21 protein-coding genes are annotated in these 24,437 nt (G+C 67.9%); 8 read left to right on the top strand and 13 right to left on the bottom strand.

The window, feature by feature from the left end; translation table 11 throughout:
* Positions 1-26 precede the first annotated feature (26 nt).
* From F3087_RS27665 to F3087_RS27680, 4 genes are all read right to left on the bottom strand, one after another.
* The gene (locus F3087_RS27665; RefSeq protein ID WP_150404981.1) at positions 27-1,118 is read right to left on the bottom strand and encodes a sensor histidine kinase; all 1,092 of its coding nucleotides are present in this window, start codon (positions 1,116-1,118) and stop codon (positions 27-29) included.
* A 69-nt stretch (positions 1,119-1,187) separates the two neighbouring features.
* Positions 1,188-1,865 (bottom strand): response regulator, encoded by a 678-nt coding sequence (locus F3087_RS27670; RefSeq protein ID WP_150404982.1) that lies wholly within the window; start codon positions 1,863-1,865, stop codon positions 1,188-1,190.
* A complete protein-coding gene (locus F3087_RS27675) occupies positions 1,865-2,065 on the bottom strand; it encodes a DUF7489 domain-containing protein (protein ID WP_150404983.1) in 201 nt (66 codons plus the stop codon). Before F3087_RS27675 ends, F3087_RS27670 begins: the two co-directional genes overlap by 1 nt.
* A gap of 251 nt (positions 2,066-2,316) precedes the next feature.
* On the bottom strand, positions 2,317-3,237 hold the full coding sequence (locus F3087_RS27680; RefSeq protein ID WP_150404984.1) for an MBL fold metallo-hydrolase: 921 nt from the start codon (positions 3,235-3,237) through the stop codon (positions 2,317-2,319).
* Positions 3,238-3,353: 116 nt separating this feature from the next.
* Here F3087_RS27680 and F3087_RS27685 point away from each other — a divergent pair, with 116 nt between their 5' ends.
* The 3 genes from F3087_RS27685 to F3087_RS27695 are packed head-to-tail and all read left to right on the top strand — an operon-like array spanning position 3,354 to position 5,532.
* The gene (locus tag F3087_RS27685) at positions 3,354-3,560 is read left to right on the top strand and encodes a hypothetical protein (protein WP_150404985.1); all 207 of its coding nucleotides are present in this window, start codon (positions 3,354-3,356) and stop codon (positions 3,558-3,560) included.
* On the top strand, positions 3,547-4,935 hold the full coding sequence (locus tag F3087_RS27690; RefSeq protein ID WP_150404986.1) for an amidase: 1,389 nt from the start codon (positions 3,547-3,549) through the stop codon (positions 4,933-4,935). Before F3087_RS27685 ends, F3087_RS27690 begins: the two co-directional genes overlap by 14 nt.
* Before the next feature lie 9 nt (positions 4,936-4,944).
* Positions 4,945-5,532, top strand: coding sequence for a TetR/AcrR family transcriptional regulator (locus tag F3087_RS27695; protein WP_150404987.1), 588 nt, complete (start codon positions 4,945-4,947; stop codon positions 5,530-5,532).
* Here F3087_RS27695 and F3087_RS27700 read toward each other — a convergent pair.
* Complete coding sequence (locus tag F3087_RS27700) at positions 5,522-6,154, bottom strand: TetR/AcrR family transcriptional regulator (protein ID WP_150404988.1); 633 nt, start codon at positions 6,152-6,154, stop codon at positions 5,522-5,524. The two genes, F3087_RS27695 and F3087_RS27700, sit on opposite strands and share 11 nt — an antisense overlap.
* A 71-nt stretch (positions 6,155-6,225) precedes the next feature.
* Between F3087_RS27700 and F3087_RS27705 the strand changes: the two genes are divergently transcribed.
* On the top strand, positions 6,226-8,367 hold the full coding sequence (locus tag F3087_RS27705) for a HelD family protein (protein WP_223885390.1): 2,142 nt from the start codon (positions 6,226-6,228) through the stop codon (positions 8,365-8,367).
* A gap of 116 nt (positions 8,368-8,483) precedes the next feature.
* Positions 8,484-8,729 carry a chitin binding peritrophin-A domain-containing protein gene (locus tag F3087_RS27710; RefSeq protein WP_150404989.1) on the top strand — a complete coding sequence of 82 codons (246 nt, stop codon included), beginning with the start codon at positions 8,484-8,486 and terminating at the stop codon, positions 8,727-8,729.
* Here F3087_RS27710 and F3087_RS27715 read toward each other — a convergent pair.
* The gene (locus tag F3087_RS27715) at positions 8,704-10,008 is read right to left on the bottom strand and encodes an MFS transporter (RefSeq protein ID WP_223885391.1); all 1,305 of its coding nucleotides are present in this window, start codon (positions 10,006-10,008) and stop codon (positions 8,704-8,706) included. The genes F3087_RS27710 and F3087_RS27715 overlap by 26 nt on opposite strands.
* Before the next feature lie 5 nt (positions 10,009-10,013).
* Positions 10,014-10,616 (bottom strand): winged helix-turn-helix domain-containing protein, encoded by a 603-nt coding sequence (locus tag F3087_RS27720; protein ID WP_150404990.1) that lies wholly within the window; start codon positions 10,614-10,616, stop codon positions 10,014-10,016.
* A gap of 156 nt (positions 10,617-10,772) precedes the next feature.
* Between F3087_RS27720 and F3087_RS27725 the strand changes: the two genes are divergently transcribed.
* The gene (locus tag F3087_RS27725) at positions 10,773-12,434 is read left to right on the top strand and encodes a bifunctional 3'-5' exonuclease/DNA polymerase (protein ID WP_150404991.1); all 1,662 of its coding nucleotides are present in this window, start codon (positions 10,773-10,775) and stop codon (positions 12,432-12,434) included.
* 127 nt (positions 12,435-12,561) lie between these two features.
* Positions 12,562-13,305: a MerR family transcriptional regulator gene (locus F3087_RS27730; RefSeq protein WP_150404992.1), complete on the top strand. Its 744-nt coding sequence runs from the start codon at positions 12,562-12,564 to the stop codon at positions 13,303-13,305.
* Positions 13,306-13,363: 58 nt separating this feature from the next.
* Here the strand turns inward: F3087_RS27730 and F3087_RS27735 are convergent, their stop codons facing one another.
* The 3 genes from F3087_RS27735 to F3087_RS27745 all read right to left on the bottom strand — a co-directional run bounded on the left by F3087_RS27735 (position 13,364) and on the right by F3087_RS27745 (position 16,732).
* Positions 13,364-14,884 carry an FAD-dependent monooxygenase gene (locus tag F3087_RS27735; protein ID WP_150404993.1) on the bottom strand — a complete coding sequence of 507 codons (1,521 nt, stop codon included), beginning with the start codon at positions 14,882-14,884 and terminating at the stop codon, positions 13,364-13,366.
* A gap of 159 nt (positions 14,885-15,043) precedes the next feature.
* Positions 15,044-15,709 carry a hypothetical protein gene (locus F3087_RS27740; RefSeq protein ID WP_150404994.1) on the bottom strand — a complete coding sequence of 222 codons (666 nt, stop codon included), beginning with the start codon at positions 15,707-15,709 and terminating at the stop codon, positions 15,044-15,046.
* An 87-nt stretch (positions 15,710-15,796) separates the two neighbouring features.
* Entirely contained in the window at positions 15,797-16,732 is a 936-nt protein-coding gene (locus F3087_RS27745; protein ID WP_150404995.1) for an alpha/beta hydrolase family protein, read from the bottom strand.
* Between the two features lie 383 nt (positions 16,733-17,115).
* On the opposite strand from F3087_RS27745, the gene F3087_RS46745 reads away from it, so the two are divergent.
* Positions 17,116-17,265 carry a hypothetical protein gene (locus F3087_RS46745; protein WP_223885392.1) on the top strand — a complete coding sequence of 50 codons (150 nt, stop codon included), beginning with the start codon at positions 17,116-17,118 and terminating at the stop codon, positions 17,263-17,265.
* 72 nt (positions 17,266-17,337) lie between these two features.
* On the opposite strand, the gene F3087_RS27755 is transcribed toward F3087_RS46745, so the two are convergent.
* The 3 genes from F3087_RS27755 to F3087_RS27765 form a co-directional block, all read right to left on the bottom strand.
* On the bottom strand, positions 17,338-17,937 hold the full coding sequence (locus tag F3087_RS27755; protein ID WP_223885393.1) for a DUF1120 domain-containing protein: 600 nt from the start codon (positions 17,935-17,937) through the stop codon (positions 17,338-17,340).
* 71 nt (positions 17,938-18,008) lie between these two features.
* Positions 18,009-18,740 (bottom strand): DUF2071 domain-containing protein, encoded by a 732-nt coding sequence (locus F3087_RS27760; protein WP_191094168.1) that lies wholly within the window; start codon positions 18,738-18,740, stop codon positions 18,009-18,011.
* Between the two features lie 195 nt (positions 18,741-18,935).
* Positions 18,936-24,392, bottom strand: coding sequence for an ATP-binding protein (locus tag F3087_RS27765; protein ID WP_150404997.1), 5,457 nt, complete (start codon positions 24,390-24,392; stop codon positions 18,936-18,938).
* Between the last annotated feature and the right edge of the window lie 45 nt (positions 24,393-24,437).

Here is a 24,437-nt window from a genome sequence, read left to right on the forward strand (position 1 = left end):
CGCGTCCACCGCGTCGCGGCCGCGCGCTATCGGTGCCCGTGCGCCGGCAGCCACGCCGCGACGCGGAAGCCGCCGTCCGGCGCCGGTCCCGCCTCCAGTCGGCCACCCAATTGCGTTGCGCGCTGGCGCATTCCGTCGAGGCCGCGACCGGTGCCGTGCTCGTGCCGGTCACCGCCGCCACCGGTGTCGGTGATCGTCACGGCGAGTTGTCCACCGACGACCCGGAGGTCGACCTCCGCCTGTTTCGCGCCGGCATGACGCAAGACATTGGTCAGGGATTCCTGCACGATCCGGTACGCGGATTCCGCGACCGCCGGTGCGACGTCGATGCTTCCGTGCCGGTGCACGGTCACCTCGACGCCCGCCTTCGATATGGTCTCGGCCAGTCGGTCCAGGTCGCCGAGATCGGGCGAAGCCGCGGCATGGTCGCGATCGTCCGCGATCACGCCGAGCAGTCTGCGCACCTCGTCGAGGGCCTGTCTGCCGACGTCCTCGACCGCTTCGATGGCCCGTTTCGCCTTGGCCGGATGGGTGTCGAAGACATCGTTGGCAGCCGCGGCCTGGAGCACCATCAGCGACACGGTGTGGGCCAGCACGTCGTGCAGCTCGCGGGTGATCCGCGCGCGCTCCTGCAACACCATGCGGCGCGCTTCGGACTCACGCCGGGCCGATCTCGCGCGGCCGAGTGCGCCCCAACTCCACGCCAGCGCCGCCGCGCCGGACCACAGAAGCGCAGGTAACCACCTGTCGGTGACGCCGAGTGCGGCGACGAATAGCCCGACCGCCGCGCCGAGTCCCCACAGCGAAATTCGTGCCGGACGCAACCAGGCGAGCGTCGTCAGCACGATCAGGGCGACGCCGGGCCCCAGTTGCAGGTGCATCAATTCCAGGGTCGCGCCGACGCACAGCGAGACCAGGGTGACGAGCAATGGCCTGCGGTCCATCCACCAGACGACCGCGACCTGGCAGATCGCCAGCGCGATCGCGGCGAAGCGACCGGCCGGGGAGAGTGCGGGTTGCGGGATGAGCAGCGCCATCGGCGCGATCGTGGCGAGGGTGCACGCGACCAGCAGCACCCGCCAGCGTCGGGACAGGCGCGTCTCGAACAGATCCGGCACGCTGCCGACGCTACCGGGCCCGCGGAGCAGCGGACGACTCACCGATCGGCGCGTCCGGGACGCTCGAATTCACGAATCCCACTCGCTGGGCGATCGGGGCCGGACCAGGCCGAGGTCGTAGGCGAGCACCACCGCCTGCACCCGATCGCGGAGTCCGAGTTTGCGCAGAATGGCCGAGACATGGGTTTTCACGGTGCCTTCGGTGACGTCGAGTTTCGCCGCGATCTCGGCATTGGAGGCCGCCTGCGCGATCGAGGTGAGCACCTCGACCTCGCGGTTCGTGAGCTCGGCCAGGTGCGGAGTCGCCGCGGGCGCCGGGTGGGCCTCGGCCACGAATCGGTCCAGCAGCCGCCGCGTCACCCGCGGTGCGAGGAGCGCTTCGCCGCCGGCCACCACGCGGATGGCCTCGACCAACTCGGCCGACCGAGCATCCTTCAGCAGGAATCCGCCCGCCCCGGCCCGCAATGCCGCGTACAGCAATTCATCCTCGTCGAAGGTGGTCAGCACGATCACCGACGGGCGATGCTCCGCTTTCATCAATTGCTGAGTGGCCTGGACGCCGTCGACATCCGGCATCCGGAGATCCATCAGCACGATGTCGGGCAGCGTCTGTGCGGCCAAACGGACTGCCTCCGCACCGTTTTCGGCCTCGCCGACGACCTCGATATCGTCCTTGGTCTCCAGGATCAGCCGAAGTCCGGTACGCACCAATGCTTGATCGTCGGCGACCAGCACCGTGATCGTCATCAGTCTTTGACAGGTTCGGCGCCACTGCGTTTGGTCACCGAGTCGCCCGCGTCGAGCGAATCCCAGAGCGTCCGGCCGACCCGTACCTTCACCGTGCTCCCATCGTCGAGCCGCACCACCAGCCGACGGTACAGGTTGGCCCCGTCGAGCAAGCCACGCGATTTCTTGACCACGGTCCCGTGCCATTCCTGCTGCGTCATCTGATCCACTCCTCGCTGGTAGAACACTCGTCGCCGGCCGGTCGGCGCGGCGTCCGGTCCAGTGTTGCCGGTAGGGCGCACTCTGCACATCACCATGCAGCGGTAGTTGTCTCTCTGTCGAAAGTTAGAGATGCCGGTTGCGACCCGAGCGGAGACACACCGTCGCAGGCTGTAATCCGCTGATCGCCCGGCGACAACCAGGGTAGCCACGCGCATCGTTTCGCCCCGCGCGCACAAATCGGCTAACGATTTCACGCGCGGCGGAACGAACTGTGCGCGGTAGGCGGCTTTCGTGGTGCGGACGGGACGAGCCGGTAGCTGGATTCGTCGCCGACTACGAGGCCTGCGGTGGGGGCGGGGAAGTGGGTGCCGAGGATGAGAGTTTCGGTGCCGGTGAGGGATTGGAGTAGGGCGCGGCGGGAGGTTTCGGCCAGGTGGGGGTCGATGTCGACGCAGCTGCCGATGGTGGGGTCGGTGAATTGGACGGGGTGGTGGATGCAGTCGCCGGTGATCAGTGCGGCGCGGTTGCCGAGTTGGACGGCGAGGTGCCCCGGTGTGTGGCCGGGGGTGGGGAGGAGGCGCAGGCCGGGGATGACGTCGAGGCCGTGGTCGGGGACGTCGAGGATGTCCAGGAGTCCGGCGTCGTTGATGGGGTGGATGGAGTCGTCGAACATCTGCCGACGGGCCTCGTCCATGTCGTACTCGGCCCAGAACCGCCATTCGGTGCGGGAAGTGAGGTAGCGGGCGTTGGGGAAGGTCGGCGTCCAGGTGTTGTTGTGCCAGTGGGTGTTCCAGCCGACGTGGTCGGTGTGCAGGTGGGTCAGTACAACGAGATCGATGGACTCCGGGGCGTAGCCGGCGGCGTCGAGGCGCTGGAGGTAATCGGTGTCGAGGTTGTTCCAGGCCGGGTTCGCCCGGGTCTTGCCGTTGCCGATGCCGGTGTCGACGAGGACGCGCAGTCCGTCGATGGTCATGGCGAAGGTCTGGCTGTGCAGGTTCAGGGTGCCGTCGCGGTCGGCGAAATGTGGCTGTAGCCAAGGCTGTTCGGTGACCACGTCGGGAGTTGCGGCGGGGAGTAGCCAGGCTCCGGTGGGCGAGGGCAGCGCGATCTCGTCGATGCGGTGGACGGTGAGGTCGCCGACGGTCCAGGACTGTGCGGTCGCTGTGGGCATGAGAGTTCCTTCGACTGCGCGGTAAAAGCTATTCGTTTGCGTTAAGCGACGGTAGCTCCTACTCTAACGTTAACGCAAACTATTCGCTTTTGCGGGACCGACAATCGAGAGGGCTCATGTCTACACATCCGTTGACCTCGGCCGAAGCGGCCCGCTGGTCCGCTCGCGCGGGGCTGGTATTGCCGGCCGAGCGGCACGCCGGCCTGGCCGCCACCGCCGAGTACGTCCACTCCGTCGTCTCGATGCTGCGCGAACTCGACTTCGACGACCTCGCACCCGCCGCCGTCTACCGCGCCCAGGAAGGCCACGATGAAAACGCATGAGCTGACCATCACCGCGGCCGCGACGGCGATCCGCACCGGGGAGATCTCGCCGGTCGAACTGGTCGATGCGGTGCTGCGCCGAGCCGAGCAGGTGGAACCGCGGTTGGGCGCCTACGTCACGGTGACCGCGGACCGAGCCCGCGGCGCGGCGCGCGCGGCCGAACGCGAGATCTCGGGCGGACGCTACCGAGGTCCACTGCACGGAATCCCCATGGGGCTCAAGGATTTGATCGATGTCGCAGGTCTCGGCACCACGGCCAGTTCGCGCGTGCGAGCGACCCACCGCGCCGAGTCCGACAGCGCCGTCGCCGCTCGTCTGAACGACGCCGGAGCGGTCCTGCTCGGCAAGACGCACACCCACGAATTCGCCTACGGTCTGATCACCCCGCAGACCCGCAACGCCCGCAATCCCACTCGCGTCGCGGGCGGGTCCAGCGGCGGATCCGCCGTCGCCGTCGCCTCCGGGGCGGCGACATTCGCGGTCGGCACCGACACCGGCGGGTCCATCCGGGTCCCCGCGGCGCTCAACGGTGTCGTCGGACTCAAGCCGACCTACGGGCGGATCTCCCGGCACGGTGTGGTCCCGCTGTCGTGGTCGCTGGATCACGTCGGCCCGATCACGCGAACCGTCGCCGACGCCGGTCTGGTGCTGAATGCGTTGTCCGGGTACGACTCCCGCGATCCGGCATCGGTCCCGGCGCCCGCCGCCGGCCTCGACGGCCCGGCCGACCTGACCCACCTGCGGGTCGGAGTGCCGGCCAACTACTACTTCGACCACATCGACCCCGAGGTATCGGCCGCGGTCCGGCGAGCCATCGAGCGCCTGCGCGACCTCGGCGCTCGACTCGTCGACGTCGAAATCCCCATGGCCCGATACATCAAGCCCATCCAGTGGGGGTTGATGGTTCCGGAAGCCAGCGCCGCCCACGAGCAGACGCTGCGCACGGCCGGCGAGCAATACGGCGACGATGTCCGAGGCCTGCTGGAAGCGGGCGAGCTGCTGTCAGCGGGTGACTACCTGCGCGCCCAACGCGCCCGGACGATGCTGCGCCGCGAATGGGCAAGCATGCTGGAGAGCGTGGATGTTGTTGCGGCGCCATCGGTTCCGATCACCGCCGTTCCGGTCGGCCGGGAAACGGTGACCTGGTCCGACGGCACCACCGAAGCCGTCGCCGATGCTTACGTCCGGCTCTCCTCGCCCGCCAACATCACCGGAGTCCCCGCACTGTCGCTGCCGGTCGGCAACGACCGGACCGGGCTGCCGATCGGCATGCAACTCCTCGGGCACCCCTTTGGCGAAGCGACTCTGCTGCGAGTCGGGCGTGCCTACGAACAGGCCACCGCGAAGCTCGTCGGCACGGTTCGCCCGATTTAAGGTGACAGCATGAGTCGTAAGCCGATGGTCCGTCCCGGAGGGCGAAGCGCCCGCGTCCAACAGGCGGTCCACACGGCCACGCACGAGCTGATGGCCGAGGTCGGGCGCGACGGTTTGACCGTTCCGTTGATCGCCACCCGCGCCGGCGTCACCCCGTCGACGATCTACCGGCGCTGGGGTGACCTGCGCGAGTTACTTTCCGATGTCGCGGTCGAACGACTCCGCCCGGAAACCGATCCGGAAGATCACGGCACCCTGGCCGGCGATCTGACCGCGTGGGCCGAGCAGTTCCTGGACGAGATGAACTCGCCGCCGGGGCGGGCCTACATTCGGGACGCGCTGCTCGGCGATCCTGACGGTGCGAATGCCGGGCAGTGCTCGGAGTACGCCTCGGAACAGATCGCGGCCATCGTCGCGCGGGCGGCCGCCCGCGGCGAAGCGACCCCCGATCCCGAGATCGTCCTGGACCGCGTGGTCGCACCGATGATGTACCGCATACTCTTTCGGCCCAGTGCGCTGAATGCCGAATACGCGGGCCGGCTCGTCGACGACTTCTTCGCGGCGCACGTCGACGATCCGGGCGCGGTCAGCTCCTAGCCGCCAGTCCGCTCGCCAAGAGACCGAAGGCGGTCTCGGCCCGCGCCACCGCCGTGGGGTAGATTTCGTCAGCGCTCCGACCGGAGCGGATTGCCTGGGCATTGTGATACGTGAGGATCCGCTGTGCGCTGAACACCTGTGCCGCAACAAGATGCGCGGTGAATTCGTCGTTCGGCTCGACGGAAGTGCGCAGCGCGTCGGCGAGCTCCTGCTCCTGGGCGACCATGTATCCGGCGAGATGAGCCATCAGCGCGGGCGTCGAATACAGCAGGTTGTGGAACGTGACGGCTTCCGGAGTGTCGTTGAGTCCGGTGAGCGGATCGCGCTGAGCGAGTAGGTCGAGAAAGTTCTGCCGGAGCGCACTCAGCGCGGACGTGCCGGCCGGGCGTTCCCGGACAACGACCGCGGACCCGCGCCCGCCACCGATGAACCGGCGCAGCACCAGATCTTCCTTGGTCGGGAAGTAGGCGAACAGCGTGGGCTTGGAGACCTCGGCCGCCGCCGCGATATCGGCGACCGAGACGCCGTCGAACCCCGATTCCTGGAACAGCGCGAAGGCCGCGTCCACGATCGCCTGCCGCGTGCGGCTCTTCTTGCGCTCGCGCAAGCCGGGTTCTTCCATGCGGTCAGCCTAGCGAAATCCGACCGCGTAAATAATTTGACTCAGACATATAATTAACCGAGTAAAATTATATGTCTATCGAGGTGGGGGTTGACGCGACCATGCAGAACACTGATCACGACCACGTCGAACCCGAGATCCGGGTCGAGCGTGACTACCTGGGCGCTTGCCGCGCGGCGCTGGCTCGCATGCGGGAAGAGGCGGTCACCGCGCTGGCCACCGGCAGGGGCGAGGGCGATGCCTTCGACAAGATGCAGAATTTCGCGGCCCGGAAGTTCCACAAGCGGCAGATCGAGGAGCTGTCCGGGCTCGACGATGTGCCGTTGTTCTTCGGGCGGTTGGACTTCCCGTTGGGCGAGGTCTACGACACCATCCGGGATGTCGGCGCGCCCTCGTCGGCGCCCGACAGTGATCGCGTCTACATCGGACGTCGCGGCGTCAGCGACGAGGCCGGCGAACTCATGGTCATCGACTGGCGTGCTCCGCTCTCGCGCGCCTTCTACGAAGCGAGCCAACAGGATTCGATGCAGGTTCGAGTGCGCCGCCGATTCGGTTTCGACCACGCCGGTGCGCTGACCGCCTTCGAGGACGAATCGCTGGACTCCCGGTTCGCGCGGGCCGACGCGAGCGACCTGCTGGCCGCGGAGATCGAACGACCGCGTAAAGGGCCGATGCGCGACATCGTGGCGACGATCCAGCCGGAACAGATGAGCCTGGTGCGTTCTCCGCTGGAGCGCACGCTGTGTGTCCAAGGTGCGCCCGGCACCGGGAAGACCGCCGTAGGCCTGCATCGGCTGGCGTATCTGCTGTTCACCGAGCGGGATCGGTTGCATCGGGAAGGCGGGGTCGCGGTGATCGGGCCGAACCGGTCGTTCCTCGCCTATGTCCGCAACGTGCTGCCTGCCCTCGGTGAAGTGGAGGTCTTGCAGACCACGATCGATGAACTCACCAACTCGGGCATCACCGTCACGCGGGTCGAAGATCCGCGGACCGAGCGGATCAAGGGTGATGCCCGGATGGCCGAAGTTCTTCGGCGGCACCTGTTTTCGCGAATCCGGCCGCTCGAGGAGTCGGTACAGGTCAAGTATCTACAGCGCACGTGGCATCTGTATCCCGAGGAACTTGCCGACGAACTCGCCGAAGTGCGTGAGCGCGGAACCGATTACCGCGGCGGCATCGAGTTGCTCGCCCAGCGACTCGCACTGCTCGTGCTGCGCCAGATGGAGCGCAGCGGTAATCCGGCCGGTACGAATACGCTGCGTCAGCTCGGCCGGAACCGGGCGATCGTGCGCGCGGTCCAGCAGATGTGGCCCGAAACCGATGCTTTCCGAACGGTTTTCGAAATTCTCACCGATCCCGACGGGCTCGCTCGCGCGGCCGAGGGCATTCTCTCCGCTGACGAGCAACAGGCCATTCTCCGTACGTCGCCTCCGCGCAGCGTGAAAACGATGACCTGGTCCAGCTCCGACCTCGCCCTCATCGATGAGGCCTCAGGGCTGATCGAACGTCCGGCGAAACTCGGCCACATTGTCGTAGACGAGGCTCAAGACCTCAGCCCGATGCAGATCCGCGCGATCGGCCGCCGCGTCGCCGGTGCCTGCACCGTCCTCGGTGATCTGGCCCAGGCCACCAGCCCGTCCGCCGCCGAAGATTGGGCCGCCGTCCTCACTCACCTCGGCCGGCCGGACGGGCAGATCGAGGAGCTCACCCGCGGCTACCGAGTGCCCGCGCAGGTCATCGATTTCGCCGCCCGCCTGCTGCCTCACATCGCACCTGAACTGCGCGGCCCGGCGTCCTATCGTCAGTCCGTCGATGCCCTCCAAATCACCAGGGTCGCACCGGAAGACATCATCGAGACGATACTCGGCGCCTGCGTCACTGCGTTGGCCGACGACGGATCCGTCGGACTGATCATCGCGGACCGCGACCTCCCGGAATTACATCAAGCACTGTCCGCCAACGGATTACCGCATGTCGTCCTCGGCGTCGATGACGACACCGACGCCCGCCTGGCGCTGGTCCCGGTCACTCTCGCCAAAGGCCTGGAGTTCGACACCGTCCTGGTCGTCGAACCCGCCCGTATCGCCGCCGCGGAACGCCGAGGCCTGCAACGCCTTTACGTCGCGCTCACCCGAGCCGTCAGCAACCTGCACATCGTTCACGCCGACGCCCTACCGGACCCCTTGGTGCGAGAACCCGCGATGAGCATCTGATTCCCGGTGGGAGCGACCACTCCGCGGCCGAATCGGCGCGCTCCGCGCACGCGATGTGTCAGAGTTCTAGGTGACGGAAACATCAATCGGCGCAATGAGTTCGATGAGGTGGGCAGATGTCGTTCGACGAAGTCGCGGACCAGTTGGGCTACCAGGAGGGGGAATCCCGTCCGATGAGCAGCGCTCAACAGTATTACGCCGACAAGAACAGTCCGGAATGGTTCTGGGAAACCAGCAACGATGTCGCCTACCACTTTCGGTGCCCGGCCGGGTTGTGGTGGGATACAAAGCTGCTGACCTGCAACTACCCCGAGCAAGCATACGAATCCGCCGAGTTCATCCCACCTCCCGACGCGCTCTGATACCCTCTTCCGCCGCATCACCGCAGGTCTCGAGGCGAGGGATGGGGGAGGGCAGCAGGAACAGGAACGCGGTGAGGGCGGCGATGGTGGCGGTCCAGAGGGTGGGGCGCAGGCCGATGGCGGTCGCCAGCGTGCCGCCGGCCAGCGAGCCGAGGGGGCGGACCCCGTAGTTGACGGCCCGATAGGCGCCGAAGACGCGGGAGCGCAAGGGATCCGGGGTGATGGCGGTGAAGAGGGACGAGGCGGCGATATCGAGCCACATCATCCCGAGTCCGGAGCCGAATTCTGCTGCGGTGAGCAGGATCAGGACCACGGGTGCGGAGCCGTGTGCGGCGGGGATCAGCAGCATGGGCGCGGGGAAGACGAGGCAGCCGAGAACGAAGGTCGGACCGATGCCGATCCGGTCGGCGAGTCGGCCGGCGGTGAGCGCGCCGAGTAGACCGCCGACCGCGCCCGCACCCAAAACCAGTCCGACTGAACCAGGTTCGAGGTGCAGGGTGTCGATGGCGTAGAGCATGAACAACGCGACCACCATCAAAGTGAAGAAGTTGACGGTGGCGGTCGCGGCCAATGCGGAGCGCATGATAGGGGAGCGGGCGATGAACCGGATCCCCTCGGCCAACTGGCCGCGAACCGCTTGCTGCGCAGGCGGTTCGGCCGGTGTGATGCGGGACAGAGTGAGCGCCGAGACGAGGAACGACAAAGCGTCGGCGAGTAGCGCGACGGGCGCCGACAGCAACTGCACCAGCAGGCCACCGACGCTCGGACCCGCCATCTGCGACATCGCCCGGCTGCCGTTGATCAACGAGTTGCCCGCGACATACCGTTGCGGGGCAACGAGAGCCGGGAACAGGGGCGCGTTGCAGACGTCGAAGAGGACGGACAGCGTGCCCACCGAGAATGCCACGGCGTAGAGCTGGGCGAGGGTCAGTCCGTCGAACAGATAGACCACCGGGACGCTGGCGACGAGGACGAATCGACCGAGATCCGCCGCGATCATCACCCGTCGCCGACGTGCACGGCGATCCGCCCAGACGCCCGCATGCAACCCGAACAGCAAGTGCGGCAACCATCCTGCCGCCACGAGGTACCCCATCTGCGCGGCGTCGGCATGCGTGACCAGGACCGCAACCAACGGGATCACGACGAACGAAATCTGGTCGCCGAAGGTGGATACCGTCTGTCCGGTCCAGTACCGGCGGAAACTCACGTCGCGCAGGAGCTCCGGGAACCAGCGTTTTCTGTTGCTGGACAGCGAGATCGAAGGCGGAGCGGACACGACACTCAGCCCCGAGGATTGTCCCTGCTGGTGGCGTCCGAAGGAAAGGCCAACTGCAACAACGTGATCGGCCGCGATCCAGCAGGCCGCTTGTCCACATCGTCGAGCCGTTCCAGATAGGGCTGCACCAACTCTTGAAACTTCTCACCCAGCTCGGTCAGCTCGGCCACCGTCAAATGCAACACCGTGTCGCCGAACCGGGCAGCCGCCTGCCACTCGGTGGGCTCCTCGGCACGGGTCTGAATCCACCGCGCCATGAGTTCGAAGTACCGCTCGGCAACGGCCATTTCGAGCGCCTCCGTGGCGGCCGCCGCCGCAGGGTCGGCAGTGTGCGCCTCCCAGCTGGTGAACAGCGCGGTGGCCTGCCACGGCTTCTCCCGCCCATGACCACCCCCGGCCTCCTCCACCAACCCGTACTTCGCCAGCTGACGCAGATGAAATGAGCAGCTGGCCACACTTTCCCCGATGGCATCCGCCGCCCGAGTGGCCGTCATCGGCCCTGCACGCCGCAACAATCCCACCAGCGCCAGTCGCGTCGGATGCGCATATGCACGGAGCGCCCTCGGGTCGCTGAGCTGTACAGAGCTGGGCGAATGCTGATCAGCCACGATCTATAGATATCTTTAGAAAGGTTTCTTTACAAGAGATCAAAGGATGCGCGGATCGACGGCCGACCTGCCTGGTGACTCCTTCGCCGGGGGTGAATCGCGACTTCGGTGCGCGGTCGAGCGGATATGTCGGTCCCCGATGCCAGACTCTGGGGCATGAGATGGGCGGTGGCCGAAGCGGGCGAGGGGGGTGCGCGTCTGTGTCCGCTCGATCGGGATGGTTATCCGGCGGGGCCGGTGGTGGACGAGCCGTCGCTGGCGGAGGCGGTGCGCTCGCGTCCGGAGGTCGATCGGTGGGTCTGGCGGTCTACGGCGGAGATCTACCGGACGTTGCTGGCCGCCGGGGTTCGGGTCGATCGGTGCTACGACGTGCAGGCGGCGGAGTCGCTGCTGATCGGGCACGAGGAGGGTCAATCGGGTCAGCCGCGGTCGCTGGCTGCCGCCTGGGCACGACTGCACAACCTGCCCGTCCCGCTGGACGCGCCCGCCCGAGCCGCCGAGACTCAGCCGTCGCTGTTCGAGTCCGGCCCGGCCCCGCTGCCGTCCGGCACGGACGAATTCACCGCTCTGCTGGAGGTTTACGCGGGGCAGATCGCGCGCACGGCGAAAACCGAATATCCGGAGCGAATGCGGTTGCTCGTCGCCTCCGAGTCGGCGGGCATGCTGGTGGCCACGGAGATGCATCGGGCCGGGGTCCCGTGGCGTGCGGACGTCCACCGCGAACTGCTGGACAAGATGCTGGGCGAACGCTTCCCCGGCAGCTCGGAACCGCGCAAGATGGCGGAGCTGGCCGATGAGGTGTCGCGCGCGCTCGGCGTGCGCGTCCGGGCCGACCTGCCGCAGGACATCATCAAAGCCTTCGCCCGCGCCGGAATCCTGCTGTCCTCCACCCGGAAATGGGAGCTCCAGCGGATCGATCATCCGGCGATCAAGCCGCTGCTGGCTTACAAATCGCTCTATCGCCTGCACACCGCCAACGGCTGGGCCTGGCTCGAACAATGGGTGCACGACGGCCGCTTCCGGCCCGAATACCTGCCCGGCGGCACCGTCACCGGCCGCTGGACCACCAATGGCGGTGGTGCACTACAGATCCCGAAGGTGGTTCGGCAAGCGATCCGCGCGGACCCGGGCTGGTCCCTGGTCGTCGCCGACGCCGACCAGATGGAGCCGCGCGTCTTGGCCGCGGTCTCCCGCGACCCCGGATTGATGGAGGTCGCCGGCCGCGGCGACGACCTGTACGCGGACCTGGCCGCCCGCGCCTTCGGCGGCGACCGCGACCAAGCCAAGATCGCGCTGCTCGGCGCCATCTACGGTCAGACCTCCGGCGACGCGCTCACCCACATGGCCGAACTCCGCCGCCGGTATCCGGCCGCCATCGCCTATGTCGACGACGCGGCGCACGCCGGTGAGGAGGGACGTCTGGTCCGCACCTGGATGGGCCGCACCTGCACGCCGTTGTCCGCCGCACTGCCCGACGAGGCGGAACTACCCCAGGAGGAAGTGCGCTACGGCACCGCCGCGGCACGCGCGCGCGGCCGCTTCACCCGCAATTTCGTGGTGCAGGGCAGCGCCGCCGACTGGGCCCTGCTGGTGCTGGCGGGCCTGCGCCACGCGATGCACCAGGCCGGCCTCCGTGCCGAACTCGTCTTCTTCCAGCACGACGAGGTCATCGTGCACTGCCCGGCCGAGGAGGCCGCGCAGGTCGCGGAGATGATCACCACCGCGGCCGACAATGCGGGCCGGATCGCGTTCGGTCCCACACCGGTGCGTTTTCCGTTCACGACAGCGATCGTGGAGTGCTACTGGGACGCCAAATGATCGCGACGCACACCGCCATACAGAGGTTGACGTAGCGGCCGGTTGACCATGCCGCACCGGCATAGTTTTGACTGGAGTAGATGTCGGCGCCCTCGTGCCGGCAACTCCGATTCCTGAGGGGGCAGTCGTGGCGTGGAGTACTCGTCAGCTAGCCGATCTCGCCGGCACGAGCGTGCGGGCGGTGCGGCACTATCACGAGGTCGGGCTGCTCAACGAGCCCGAACGACGGTCGAACGGCTACAAGAGTTACGGCGTCGCGCACCTAGTGCGGCTGCTGCGGATCAAACGTCTGACCGATCTCGGCTTCTCGCTGGCTCAGATCGCCGAGATGGGCGAGGCCGCCGAACATCCCGAACAGGCGCTGCGCGCCCTGGACGCCGAGCTCGCGGCGAGCATCGAACGCATGCAACGCATTCGGGTCGAGCTGGCGCTGACCCTGCAGCAGGCCGCACCGACCGACCTGCCGCCCGCGCTGGCCCAGGCCGCCGCGCACGCGGAACTGTCCGACGCCGATCGCGCGTTCGTCGTCGTGCTGGCCCGGGTGCTCGGCCCCTCGGGCATCGACGCGTATATCGAGATGCTCCAGACCTACAAGGCAGATCCCGCGGCGGTCGAGTTCGACAACCTGCCCGCGGACGCCGACGCGAAGACCCGCCGCAATCTGGCCGCGCGGATGGTGCCGCAGGTCCGGACCATGCTCACCAAGCATCCGAATCTGTTGAACCCGTATGCCGACGCGCCGCGGGGTGCGCGTTATGCCTGGCAGACAGCGGAAGTGGCGGTGAACGACCTCTACAACCCGGCCCAGATCGACGTGCTGGCGCGGGTCGGCGAGGAGATCGAGGCCTCGCCCGAGCCCGGCTGGGTGTGAACTCGAACCGTCCGGCCATGCCGTGGCCGCCCGCGCGAGGAGGGCGGCCACGACTCGGTCAAGCCCCGAACCAGTGCGTGAGCGACTCGCGCAGCGTGCGTGCCGCGGTCTCGACAGGTTCGTCGATCGTTGCGGCCCAAGCGATGTGCGCGTCCGGCCGGATCAGGAGCGCATCGGCCGGGCGGTCACCGGTCTTCGCCGTGCGGATGTCCACCCGGTCCTGCCAATCACGCGCGATCTCCCGGAACTCCGGCCGATCCGCGAGGTCGAGCAGGACGGGCCGGGCGGCGCGCAGGAGTTCCGCGACACTGGTGACGCCGTCGTCCGTGTGCAGGGCGAGGTCGGGTGCGAACGTGCCGGCCAACGGGTGGTGTGCGGAACCGGGCATCGGATAACGGATATCGGCGTGGCCGACCAGCTCTCCCATCCGCCGCAACGCCGGCTCGTCGCTGACCAGTTCCTGGAACACCCGCCGCAACGCCTCCGCGGCCGGATCGTCGCCGCGCCGCAATGCCACCTGCGCTCGGGTTTGCAGCATCGCGCGGGCGCCGGCGAGGTGGCGTTCGTCGTGATAGGTGTCCAGCAGACCGTCCGGCGCCCAGCCGTTGATCTCCGCGCCCAACTTCCAGGCCAGGTTGACCGTGTCGAGCATGCCGACATTGAGCGCCGTGCCGGTGGCGGGGAACAGGTGGGCCGCATCGCCGGCCAGCATGATCCGCCCGTCCCGGTACCGCTCGACCTGCCGATCCTTGAACGTGTAGCGCGACAGCCGAATCGGCTCGCCCAGCGGCAGTTCCGCGCCGAGCACCCGGCGCGCGCTGGCCGCCACCTCGGCGATGGTCAGCGGTTCATCGTCGTCGTATTCCACCGACTCGTCCTCGGTGGTCTGCATGGACCACACGCCGTCCATGATCGCGAACGCGAACACGCCGCGCTCGGTCCGGGTGAAACCCGAAGGGACGAGGCCCAACCCGGGCACCTCGATATCGCCGTTGTCCAGCACCGTCACCGCATCCGGCACGGTGACCTGGGCCAGCCGGTTGACCTCCGGATAGGTGGTGCCCGGGAAGGGGATCGCGGCCAGCTCGCGGATCCGGCTGCGTCCGCCGTCGCAGCCGACCAGGTAGCGGGCGGTCACCTGCTGGATTCCGTCCGGTCCGCGTACCTCCGCGGTCACCGTGTTCTCGTCCTGGCGCACTCCGAGTACCTCGTGCCCGCGCCGGATCTCGGCGCCGAGCTCGCGCGCATGCTCGTCGAGCAGGCGCTCGATCTCCCGCTGCGGGATCGGCAACGCGTGCATCGGCACGTCCGTCATCCCGGTGAAGTCCAAATAGATGTTGCCGAACGGGAATCGGGGCGCGAGATGCGGATCGCTGCTGATCGCCTCGAACCGGTCGAGCAGTCCGCGGTAACGCAGCAGGTCCAGGATTCGGCCGCCGATGCCGCTGGCTTTCGGGGTGTCGCGTCGCTGCGACTGTCGTTCCAGTACCAGCGAACGCACTCCGGCAAGGCGCAGTTCACCGGCCAGCATCAGGCCACTCGGGCCCGCGCCCACGATGATCACGTCGGTGTCGGTCACTCGAAAACTCCCATTTACGCAGGTTCTGGCTACGGCGGATGAGTATGCCGTACCGCCCGGGCCTTGCGGCAAGCCCCGGGGTGCGCTATATGTTGGGAGGGGAAAAGGTGGGGATGTGAAGTTCCGGCAACCGATTGGCAAGGCCGCGAACGAATCTGGTCATACCAGCGCGGCCCGACCTTGCGCGTATTCGATGAGGTTCTCGGCGTAGTTAGACGTGTCCTGGTCCACGAGGCACGCACGGAGTTGCGTGACCGCACCGTCGAGTTCCGGTCCCGGTCCACCATCGGCGAGCAGGACAACGATCGCCTCCCACGTCGCGAACTGCGGGTCCGGATCGGCCAGCAGCTCATCGAGGTATCCGTCGGGTTCCAGTAGTCGAAGTGCCCGGCGCGCGTAGGTGTGCACGCGCTTGGGTAGTTCCGCGCGGATGGTGTCGACGTCCTCTTGCAGCGCGTGCCCGCCGGGCAGGCCCGGATCGACCCGCAACGACCACAGTTCGGTCAGGTTCTCCGGCAGGCCACGTTGGTCGAGCAGGCCGGGGCCGCTTGCCCGCTCGATCGGCACGGGGGACAGCCCCAACTGTGCGTTGCGCCAGTTACGGAACTCCCACCAGGCGAGCGGTGTCGCGCTCAGGTACAGCCCGAAGCGGAGTACCTGCTGCCCGTCGGTCCAGGTGCGCTGCGTCCGGGTGCGCCCGACGGAGGCCAGGCCGCCCGGCACCTCCCGCACCCACAAACCCTCCGAGCCCTCGAAACCATAAGGCTGCAGCAGTTTGCCCGCATCGCGCGTCAGCCGGCGCAGCGCCGAGTCCATTCCGACCATGTCAGCAGGCTAGCGGTACCCGCCGACATATTCGGATCAGCATGCATCGCACCGTGTTTCGCGGTATTCGGAGGACGCGTCTTCGGCTTACTTCGATTCGACCCGTCCGAGCGGGTCGGCGCCCGCCGCCAGCGCGTCCTGCGCCGACCGCCACGCGGGATCGCCCGGGAAGAACTCGCTGCGCAGGTAGGCCCAGGTGAGTCGCTGGACCGCGGCCACCCGCGCGGGATTCTCATCGGTCGTCTCGGCGACGTCATAGCCCGAGATCCCGCCGAGCCCGTGCTCCGCGTCGAAGAGGGTGAGCAGGGACTTGGGGCCGGGAGCGAGGAAGTACGGATCGGTGTGCCAGTCCGGACCGTTGACGGTCAGGTGCGCCGAAGCGTCTTTGTCGCCGGCGACTATCAACGTGGGGGTCGTCATCTCGGCGAAGTCCGTGGTCGAGAAGAACGAATAGTTCTGCGCGACGAACTCGGTGAGGGCGTCGCCGCCCCGGCCGGGCGCGGCCAGCAGCACACCCGCCGTGATTCGCGGATCTGCGAGGTTCACCTCGGTTCCGTCGACCGTGAGCCGCGCACCCAGCAGCACACTCGCGGTATGCCCGCCCATCGAATGCCCGACGACCGCGACCTTACCGCGGTCCAGCCGTCCGGAGAGTTGCGGCACGGCGGATTCCAGCACATCCAGCTGGTCGAGAATGTGCGTCATATCCTCCGCCCGCGACCGCCAATACATCGGCGCCCCAGGGGTATTGGGATCCAACGTCAACGTCGACGAACTCAGATGGGTGGGCTGGATAACGACGAACCCATACGCCGCCCAGAAATTGACAAGGGGCGCGTAGCCGTTCAACGAGGAGAGATTGTTCGAGTGCCCCTGACCATGCGAGAGCAGGACGATCGGCAGATCGCCGCCGGTCACGGGCGCGGACACGCGCAGTTGCAGATCGACGGGCCGACCGGGAACCGTCAGCGTTATCGGACTGACCGAGAAGACGGGAGTCTCGCCGCGGGTGTTCTCACTCATGATGCGTCTTTCCGTTCGATGACCGTCGCCGATTCCGTTCGGCGACTGCGGGTTTCAGTAGGGTCAGCGCTAACCGCATTGAAGCGGAACATTGCTCCGTATCAATATATGGAGCAATGTTCCGCTTTGTCAACGATCGTGTGTCGATCAGCGGGTCCCGCACTGATGATTTCGGGTCGTCCGCCGCGTCCACATGGGTGAGGACGGCAAGGAGGAATCGCGATGGCCGACACCCAGAAGCCGACACCGGCTGACATCCCCGATGATCGGAATGCCGTGCTCGACCTCCTCGAGCCACTCGTGGGGCACTGGGCGGTGGAGACCTCGTTCCGGGCGGGCTTCTTCGGACCGGATACTACGGCGCTGACCAGGGCATCCCGCGCATGTGGCGGACGGAACCGGGCTTCTCCCAACGCTTTTCCGGCACGTTCAGTTCAGACGGCTACCGGATCACCGGCGCGTGGGAGAAATCGATCGATGAGGTCATCTGGGAGCACGACTTCGATCTCAGCTACTTCCGGATCGCGCCTTGACGCGCGAGGTCGCTCAGCGCGCGGGCTTTTCAGGAGCGGTGGGTTTCGGTGCGGCAGTTGCCTGGGCCGGGCTTACAGGTAGACGATTTCCAGGGTGGCGGAGCCGTCGATGGGGTTGTCGTTGGTCAAGGTCAGGTTATTGGTCGGGGCAATGACGGCGCGCACACCGAGGTCCACGGTCAATTCCCGGACTCGCAACGGTTGATTGCCCGTTGTCAGGGAGGCGAACGCGATCTGGATCCCGGGCATCCACAGGTCATTGTGGTACCAGGTGGCACCCTCATCGGTGGAACCGATCGCTTGTACCGGCACGCCGTCTGCGACGGGATTGCGCAGGGCGATGGCGTACCAGCCCCATGACCGAGCGTCCTCGCCGCGCCCCAAGCCGAAGGCATCCGCGCGCGTGGCCGAACTCGCTCGCTGGTCGACCGCCTGCAACGCATAGAGACTCGCGGCCTCGCAGGTCACCGAGAGCTGCAGGGTCCGGTCGCCTAGGTTCGTCTCTCTATCCGAGTTCAAGTCCTTGGCGGAAATCTTGCCGTAGTCGACAACGCCGCCATTCGACAGGCTGGGAGTGCAGGCGCTCGGCGTGATCATGCCGGTGACCGACAAGTCGACCGAACTTGCCCGGCCTGCGGGCTGGAGGCTGATGGTGACCGTCGAGGTGGGCATGGTCATGATCCGGACTCCTTCGAATGGCCGAATGCCCACAGTAGCAAGAGATTACGTGCCGGCACTCCGGATCAGGCCATCGCCGGTAACTGCATCGGCTCGGTGACGTTCCAGTTGGCCGGTACCTCGCGCATGAGCAGCGTGCAGTCGAGAGTCGCACTGCCGCTGGGGAATCGGGTGGGGTCGTCGAAGAAGGTCGACCGGACGGCGTGGGTGTGCGCAGGGTGCACCTGCCAGGCGTCGGTGGACAGCTCGAGGCCGTCGAGCCGGCTGCCGTCACGGCTGGCGGAGTAACCGATGCGACCCTCGCGGAAGAAATCCGATGCGGCGGTCAGATCGGGAAACAGCATGCTGCCGCCGAACTCGTCGACCGTGCGTACATCCACGCTGACTCGGGTCGAATTGTCGCGGGTCGTGTAGGCGACATGCAGATCGCGCTCGCTCTCCACGACATCGAAGCGGGCGAAACTGTGCACCCCCGGGAACAATCGCCCGCCCAATGCCACATTCAACGATGATCCGCTGTCCCGCCGCGGAATATAGACACCGTTCTCGACCCCGTCCGGCCCGTCCCATTCGACGGCGATCCGATGCGCGGCATTCTCACTGCGCACCCCGACCGCGCTCGGCAGCCCGACCGGTCGCACCTGACCGAGCCGGGCGAGACAGATCCCCGCTACCGCCCAGTCGTTCGCCAGATGCGGCCGCAGCGGCGCGGGCAGCAGGTCCGCGACGACCTCGGGCTCGACGCGGTAATTGATCAGCAGTCGTCTCTCGATGATGCTCGAAATCTGCGGCATCATGGCGCAATTCCTCTCCCGGAGTTGGCTTCACCGCCAATGCGGTGGATCCCGAACCCCTCCGATTCCGACGGTACTCAGAATCGCGCGCAACGGCTCCGAGACCTTCGTCGCATTCGGCCCGGAAAATGCCGGAGGGCGGGGACCGATGCTGGTCCCCGCCCTCCGTTACCGCACGCGACAGCGCGCAGCTGTCAATCAGCCCAGACGCGCCTCGATCGCCTCGATGATCCGCGGCCGCAGCTCGGCCGCACTGATCACGGCGTCGACCGAACCGACCTCGACCGCGCGGTGGATGTTGTGCACCTTGTCGAACTCCGCGGCGACCTCGCTCAGCTTCTCCGTGCGCACCGACGACCTGGTCTCGTCGAGCTCAGCGGTCAGCGTCGCGCGGTCGGTGCCGGACGCGTTCGCCGCCCGCGCCGCCAGATCCCGCACCCGGGCATCGCCCGCGGTGCGCCGGTTGACATCACCGGCGAACACCACCGCGGCGGCCGGAGCGCCACCGAGCACCGAGGCGAACGAACCCTCCAGCGCGAGCACGGTCATGTTCGGGTTCAGCTGCTTGGAGAACACCACGAACGCGCCACCGTGGTACCGCGAGATCACGCAGAACACAATGGGCCCTTGGAAGTTCACGATCGCCCGGCCGATCTCGGCGCCGTACTCCAGCTGCAGCTTCTTCATCGACTCGGGCGAGCCGTCGAAGCCGGACAGGTTGGCCAGCACGACCAGCGGCCGGTTTCCGCTGGCCCCGTTGATCGCCCGCGCCGCCTTCTTCGACGACTGCGGGAACAGCGTGCCCGCGGTGTAGGTGTCGGGTCCGTCGGTGGCCGGGAAGCCGCGCCGCGGCACGCCCCGGGACTCGATGCCCAACAGGCACACCGGAATACCGCCGACGTGCGCGTCCTGCACCACCGCGGTCTCGGCGTCGGCCATGCCCGCCCAGCGCTCCAGCACCGCGTGGTCCTGGTCGGACACCGCGCGCATGACGGACCGAATGTCGAAGGGCTTCTTGCGATCCGGGTTCGCGGCCGCGGAGAAGATCTCGCCCACGGTCCGGAAGTCGCTGTCCGCCAGCATATGCGGGAAGTCGGAGATGTCGCGATCGATGGGATCGCTGGTCTGCGACCGCCGCGGTGCCTGCTCACCGGGTGCGATGTAGGTGTGGTCGTAGTGCGCCATCAGCACATCGCGCGCCGCGGCCAGATCCGGTGCCCAGTACTGGGCTTGGCCGTTCGGGCCCATCACGCGGTCGTAGCCGCCGATGCCGAAGTTGTCCTCGGCCGACACACCGCCGGAGAAGTCCAGCGCCTGCTTGCCGGTGAGCACCATCGCGGAGTCCGGCGTCATCACCAGGATGCCCTTGGTGTGCATGAGCATCGTCGCTTCGGCGTTCCAGTACGGCTGCGCGCCGACGTTGATGCCCGCGACCACGATGTTGATTTCGCGCCCGTCCTGGGTGAATTCGACGATCCGCTTGAGCGCGGCCGCCACCCAGTCCATGTTCTCGGTGCCGGACTCCATGGAGATCCGGGCGCCGGAGGACAGCGCGTACCACTCCAGCGGTACCTGCATCTGCTCGGCCAGGTCCAGCGCCGCGATGATCCGGCGGCACTCCGGTTCCGACAGCGCGCCAAGGGATTTCGTCGGATCGCCGAGCAGCACGACCCGGCTGATGCCCTCCGGGTACTGCGGGGTCGGCGTGTTGACCACACCGGCGACGATCGCCGCGGTGTTGCGCCCCTTCGGCCGGTCGACCGGCACCAGCGTGTAGTCGGCGGCGAGGTCGTACTCCTCGAATTCGCCGAGCAGGCCGGTCAATTCGTACGGGTAGACGGTGCCGCGGCTGCTGGCCCGGAGCACCTTCTGCCGGTACTCGTCGAGCGGCTCGATCACGTCGTCGGTGCGTTCGCCGACGGTGACCTCGGTGGCGTCGAACCCGATGCGCACCGCGACCTTGGTCAGCTCGCCGGACTTCGGGTCACGCTGACGCGCGATGAGCAGGATCTCCTCCAGCCCGGCGCCCGCGGTGGTCGGGCGCACGTGCCGCACGACCGTCTCCAGCTCGGCCGGGGTGACGTCGATCGGCGGCCAGATGTACATCACGATGCGGTTGGTGTTGAACCGATTCGCCGACGGCCGCATGGACTGCGCCCGGCGGATCGAGTCGAGACAGGTCGCGATGGCGATCTCGGCGGTGGGCAGCGCGAGCAGCCTGCCGTCCTGTTCGCGCAGCGCGGCCAGGTCCCGCACCTGGGCGAACGCGATGAGGCGCTCGTCGGACGGGTTCTCCTTGGCCACGCAGCGGAACAGGTACACCTCTTCGTCGTCCGAGGACGGCAAGCGGGTGAGGTCGAACTTGCGCAGCCGCTGCATCTGCATCCGCTGGGCGATGTACGGGTGCAGGCCGCGGATCAGGCGCTCCTCGGCCATGCCGGTGGCCGACGGACGGAAGGTGAAGTGGTGGTGCATGACCGCGCCGCCGCTGCCCGCGACCGCGACGGTGATCCGGTGCACCTGGCTCGGCAGCGCATACCCGCCGAGCACCTCGTGCAACGCCGACGCCATCGCGTCGAAGTCCGCGGGCTGCTTCTCCCAACTGAGGTAGATGTCGGCGTCGATGGACGCGGCGCCGCCCCTGGCCAGCTCGGTGAGCCCGTTCAGCACGGTGTCGAGCGCGTCGAACCGCACGGCCGCCGAAACCAGGCTCAGGCCACGGCGTTCGGCGATCACGAAGGTGCAGCCGGCCACCTCGCGGGTGTGCACATCGCTGAGGCCCTTGTTGCCGTAGTACCGACGGGTCAGCACCTCCAGCATGACCGTGTTGTCCCGGTTGCCGCGGACCAGTCGCTGACCGAGCAGCCGCACCAGCGGCTCGGTGCTGCGCACCATCTCGGAGATGCGCTCGGCCCGGTCCGGCGGACCCTGGTGCGCGTCGAGGTAGCGCAGGTGCTTGCGGATGTTCGTGTAGACGCGGGCGCGGTTGCGGCGCAGCAACGGCTGGCCGTACCAGGCGTAGACCAGGCCACGCGCGAGATCCGCGATCACCGGGACGCGGACCTGCGTGGCCGCGACGAGCCGCTCCAGGGCCAGGCCGACCGGCTCGCGCAGCGCACGATCCGGCATCGGCTCCTGCAACCATTCGCGCAGCAGCGTGGTGATGACCGTGACCGTGTCGGACGGGCGCTGCTGGGCGAGGAAGATCCGGAAGACCGCGGCTTCGAGTGCGGGGGTGCGGTCCAGCTCGGTGACGCCGTAGTGGCGCAGCGCGTTGGCGAGCTTGGCCTGGAACGACTCCGGCAGGCCGGCCCGTTCCACGTCGAGGCTCTGCAAGTAGGTGTGGAAGTACTCGCGCGGGCTGTGCACGTGGCTGTGGTTGCCGTCGTCCTCCGACGAACGATTCTGGCTCAGCTCCGCGAGGTCGGCGAACACCTGCATGAGCTCGAGTTCCTCGGCCAGCGGCCGTCGGCCGTCGGCGATTGCAGCCCGGCGCGCGGTGAGGTAGTCGCTGAGCACCCGGCTGTCGTCGTGCGGGTCGACGTCGTAGCCGAGCAGCAGGCTGCGCAGGTCTTCCTGGCCGCGGGCAGTGCGCTCGTGCGGCTGAATCTGGGCGGGCCCGACCGGCAGATCCAGCTCGACCGACCCGACCGCGGCTTCGGCCTCGGCTTCGTCCCCGTCGCCGAGCGGCTCGAGCCACATCAGCGGGGCACCGGTCTCCACCTGGCTGCCGACGGATACGGCGCATTCCTTGACCCGCGCCTTGAACGGCGCGCGCAGCACCGTCTCCATCTTCATGCTCTCCAGCACCAGGATCGGCGCACCGGCCTCGACCTCGGCCCCGACCTCGAGCGGCGTCGCGACGACCAGCGCGGGCGCGGGGGAGCGGACGACGCCACCCTCGTCGCGGCTGATCCGGTGGGTCACGCCGTCGACATCGACGAGGTGGACCGGCCCGTGCGTGCCGGTGGTCAAGCGATAGCGGGTGCCGTTGACCATGATCTGCCCGGTGTGCCGGTCGAAACGCTCGAGATCGACGTCGGCGGTGCGGATGTCACCGGCCGATTCGATGCCGATGCGGAACCGGTGCGCGCCGATGCGCGCGACGCGCACCCGGTAGCTCGCGCCACGCAGCTTGAGGTCGAGCGGCCTGCCGCTCTCGTGCTGGACCTGCGGACGCCCGCCGGACGCGGTGGACAGCAGTCGATGCTGTTCCGCGCGCTCGTCTTCTTCATAGGCGTCGATGGCGGCCGCGGCGAGCGCGATCGCGGAGTGCCGGTGCGAAACGAGGCGACCTTCGGCGCGGACCCGGTCGATCCAGCCGGTGTCGGCGCTGGCGTCGATCACCTCGGGCTGGTTCAGCAGGTCGAGCACGAAGCTCTTGTTCGTCGCGCCGCCCTCGATGATCACCCGGGTCTGCGCGACCGCGCGGCGCAGTCGGCCGAGCGCCTGCTCGCGGTCGCTGCCGTACGCGATGATCTTGGCGATCATCGAGTCGAAGTCGGCCGGAATCGTGTCGCCCTCGCTGACGCCGGTGTCGACGCGGATGCCCGGCCCGGCGGGCAGGTTCAGTCGCGCGATGCGGCCGGGAGCCGGGGCGAAGTCGCGGTCGGGGTCCTCGGCGTTGAGCCGGGCCTCGATGGCGTGTCCGCGCTCGATGGGCATGTCGCCCTCGAGCCGGCCGCCGGAGGCGACGTGCAGCTGGGCCCGGACCAGGTCGAAACCGGTGGTGTACTCGGTGATCGGGTGCTCGACCTGCAGGCGCGTGTTGACCTCGAGGAAGGCGAACAGCTGGTCGCCGGGGTGGTAGAGGAACTCGACGGTCGCCGCGCCGCGGTAACCGACCGCGATCGCCAGCCGCTCGGCCGAGGCCTTGAGTTCGGCGGCCTGCTCGGTGCTGAGCACCGGCGACGCCGATTCCTCGATGACCTTCTGGTTGCGGCGCTGCACCGAGCAGTCGCGGACGCCGAGCGCCCACGCCGTGCCCTGGCCGTCGGCGATCACCTGGACCTCGACGTGCCGGGCGCCGGTGACCAGGCGCTCCAGGAACACGACGCCGCTGCCGAACGCGCGCGCGGCTTCCTGCCGGGTGCGCTCGTAGGCGTCGACCAGGTCGGCGTCGTTGGTGACCACGCGGATGCCGCGCCCGCCACCACCGGCGGTCGCCTTGAGCATCAGCGGGTAGCCGATCTCGGCCGCGGCGGTCATGGCGGCTTCCACCGTCTCGACCGCGCCGCGGCTCCACGGCGCGACCGGCACGCCGACCTCTTCGGCGATCAGCTTCGCGCCGATCTTGTCGCCGAGCTTGCGCATGGCATCCGGGCTCGGTCCGATGAAGGTGACGCCGATCTGCTCACACAGCTCCGCGAACGCCGGATCTTCCGCGACAAAACCCCAACCGACCCATGCCGAGTCGGCACCGGTCGCGACCAGCGCCTGTTCCAGCGCTTTCAGGTCCAGATACGGACGCGCGGACGCGGGGCCGAGGTCATAGGCGATGTCGGCCTCGCGCACGAACGTCGCGTTCCGGTCGACGTCGGTGTACAGGGCGACGGTTTCGATCGGACGCGCGGTTGCCGCGGCCAAATCTCGGACGGCGTGGATGAGGCGCATAGCGGCCTCTCCCCGGTTCACGATGGCGATGCGGCTGAACACTCGCCGACTCCTTCCTCTCCTGAGCGCTGGCCCGGACGACGGGCG

The sequence above is a fragment of the Nocardia colli genome (genome assembly GCF_008704205.1).
Lineage (GTDB): Bacteria > Actinomycetota > Actinomycetes > Mycobacteriales > Mycobacteriaceae > Nocardia > Nocardia colli.

Excerpts from the sequence above, each read along its gene's own strand:
- F3087_RS27760 (WP_191094168.1), bottom strand. The coding sequence starts at position 18,740 with ATGATGCCGCAGATTTCGAGCATCATCGAGAGACGACTGCTGATCAAT.
- F3087_RS27740 (WP_150404994.1), bottom strand. The coding sequence starts at position 15,709 with ATGGTCGGAATGGACTCGGCGCTGCGCCGGCTGACGCGCGATGCGGGC.
- F3087_RS27695 (WP_150404987.1), top strand. The coding sequence starts at position 4,945 with ATGAGTCGTAAGCCGATGGTCCGTCCCGGAGGGCGAAGCGCCCGCGTC.
- F3087_RS27685 (WP_150404985.1), top strand. The coding sequence starts at position 3,354 with ATGTCTACACATCCGTTGACCTCGGCCGAAGCGGCCCGCTGGTCCGCT.
- F3087_RS27705 (WP_223885390.1), top strand. The coding sequence starts at position 6,226 with ATGTCTATCGAGGTGGGGGTTGACGCGACCATGCAGAACACTGATCAC.
- F3087_RS27755 (WP_223885393.1), bottom strand. The coding sequence starts at position 17,937 with ATGCCCACCTCGACGGTCACCATCAGCCTCCAGCCCGCAGGCCGGGCA.
- F3087_RS27700 (WP_150404988.1), bottom strand. The coding sequence starts at position 6,154 with ATGGAAGAACCCGGCTTGCGCGAGCGCAAGAAGAGCCGCACGCGGCAG.
- F3087_RS27675 (WP_150404983.1), bottom strand. The coding sequence starts at position 2,065 with ATGACGCAGCAGGAATGGCACGGGACCGTGGTCAAGAAATCGCGTGGC.
- F3087_RS27725 (WP_150404991.1), top strand. The coding sequence starts at position 10,773 with ATGAGATGGGCGGTGGCCGAAGCGGGCGAGGGGGGTGCGCGTCTGTGT.
- F3087_RS27745 (WP_150404995.1), bottom strand. The coding sequence starts at position 16,732 with ATGAGTGAGAACACCCGCGGCGAGACTCCCGTCTTCTCGGTCAGTCCG.
- F3087_RS27670 (WP_150404982.1), bottom strand. The coding sequence starts at position 1,865 with ATGACGATCACGGTGCTGGTCGCCGACGATCAAGCATTGGTGCGTACC.
- F3087_RS27710 (WP_150404989.1), top strand. The coding sequence starts at position 8,484 with ATGTCGTTCGACGAAGTCGCGGACCAGTTGGGCTACCAGGAGGGGGAA.
- F3087_RS27680 (WP_150404984.1), bottom strand. The coding sequence starts at position 3,237 with ATGCCCACAGCGACCGCACAGTCCTGGACCGTCGGCGACCTCACCGTC.
- F3087_RS46745 (WP_223885392.1), top strand. The coding sequence starts at position 17,116 with ATGTGGCGGACGGAACCGGGCTTCTCCCAACGCTTTTCCGGCACGTTC.
- F3087_RS27690 (WP_150404986.1), top strand. The coding sequence starts at position 3,547 with ATGAAAACGCATGAGCTGACCATCACCGCGGCCGCGACGGCGATCCGC.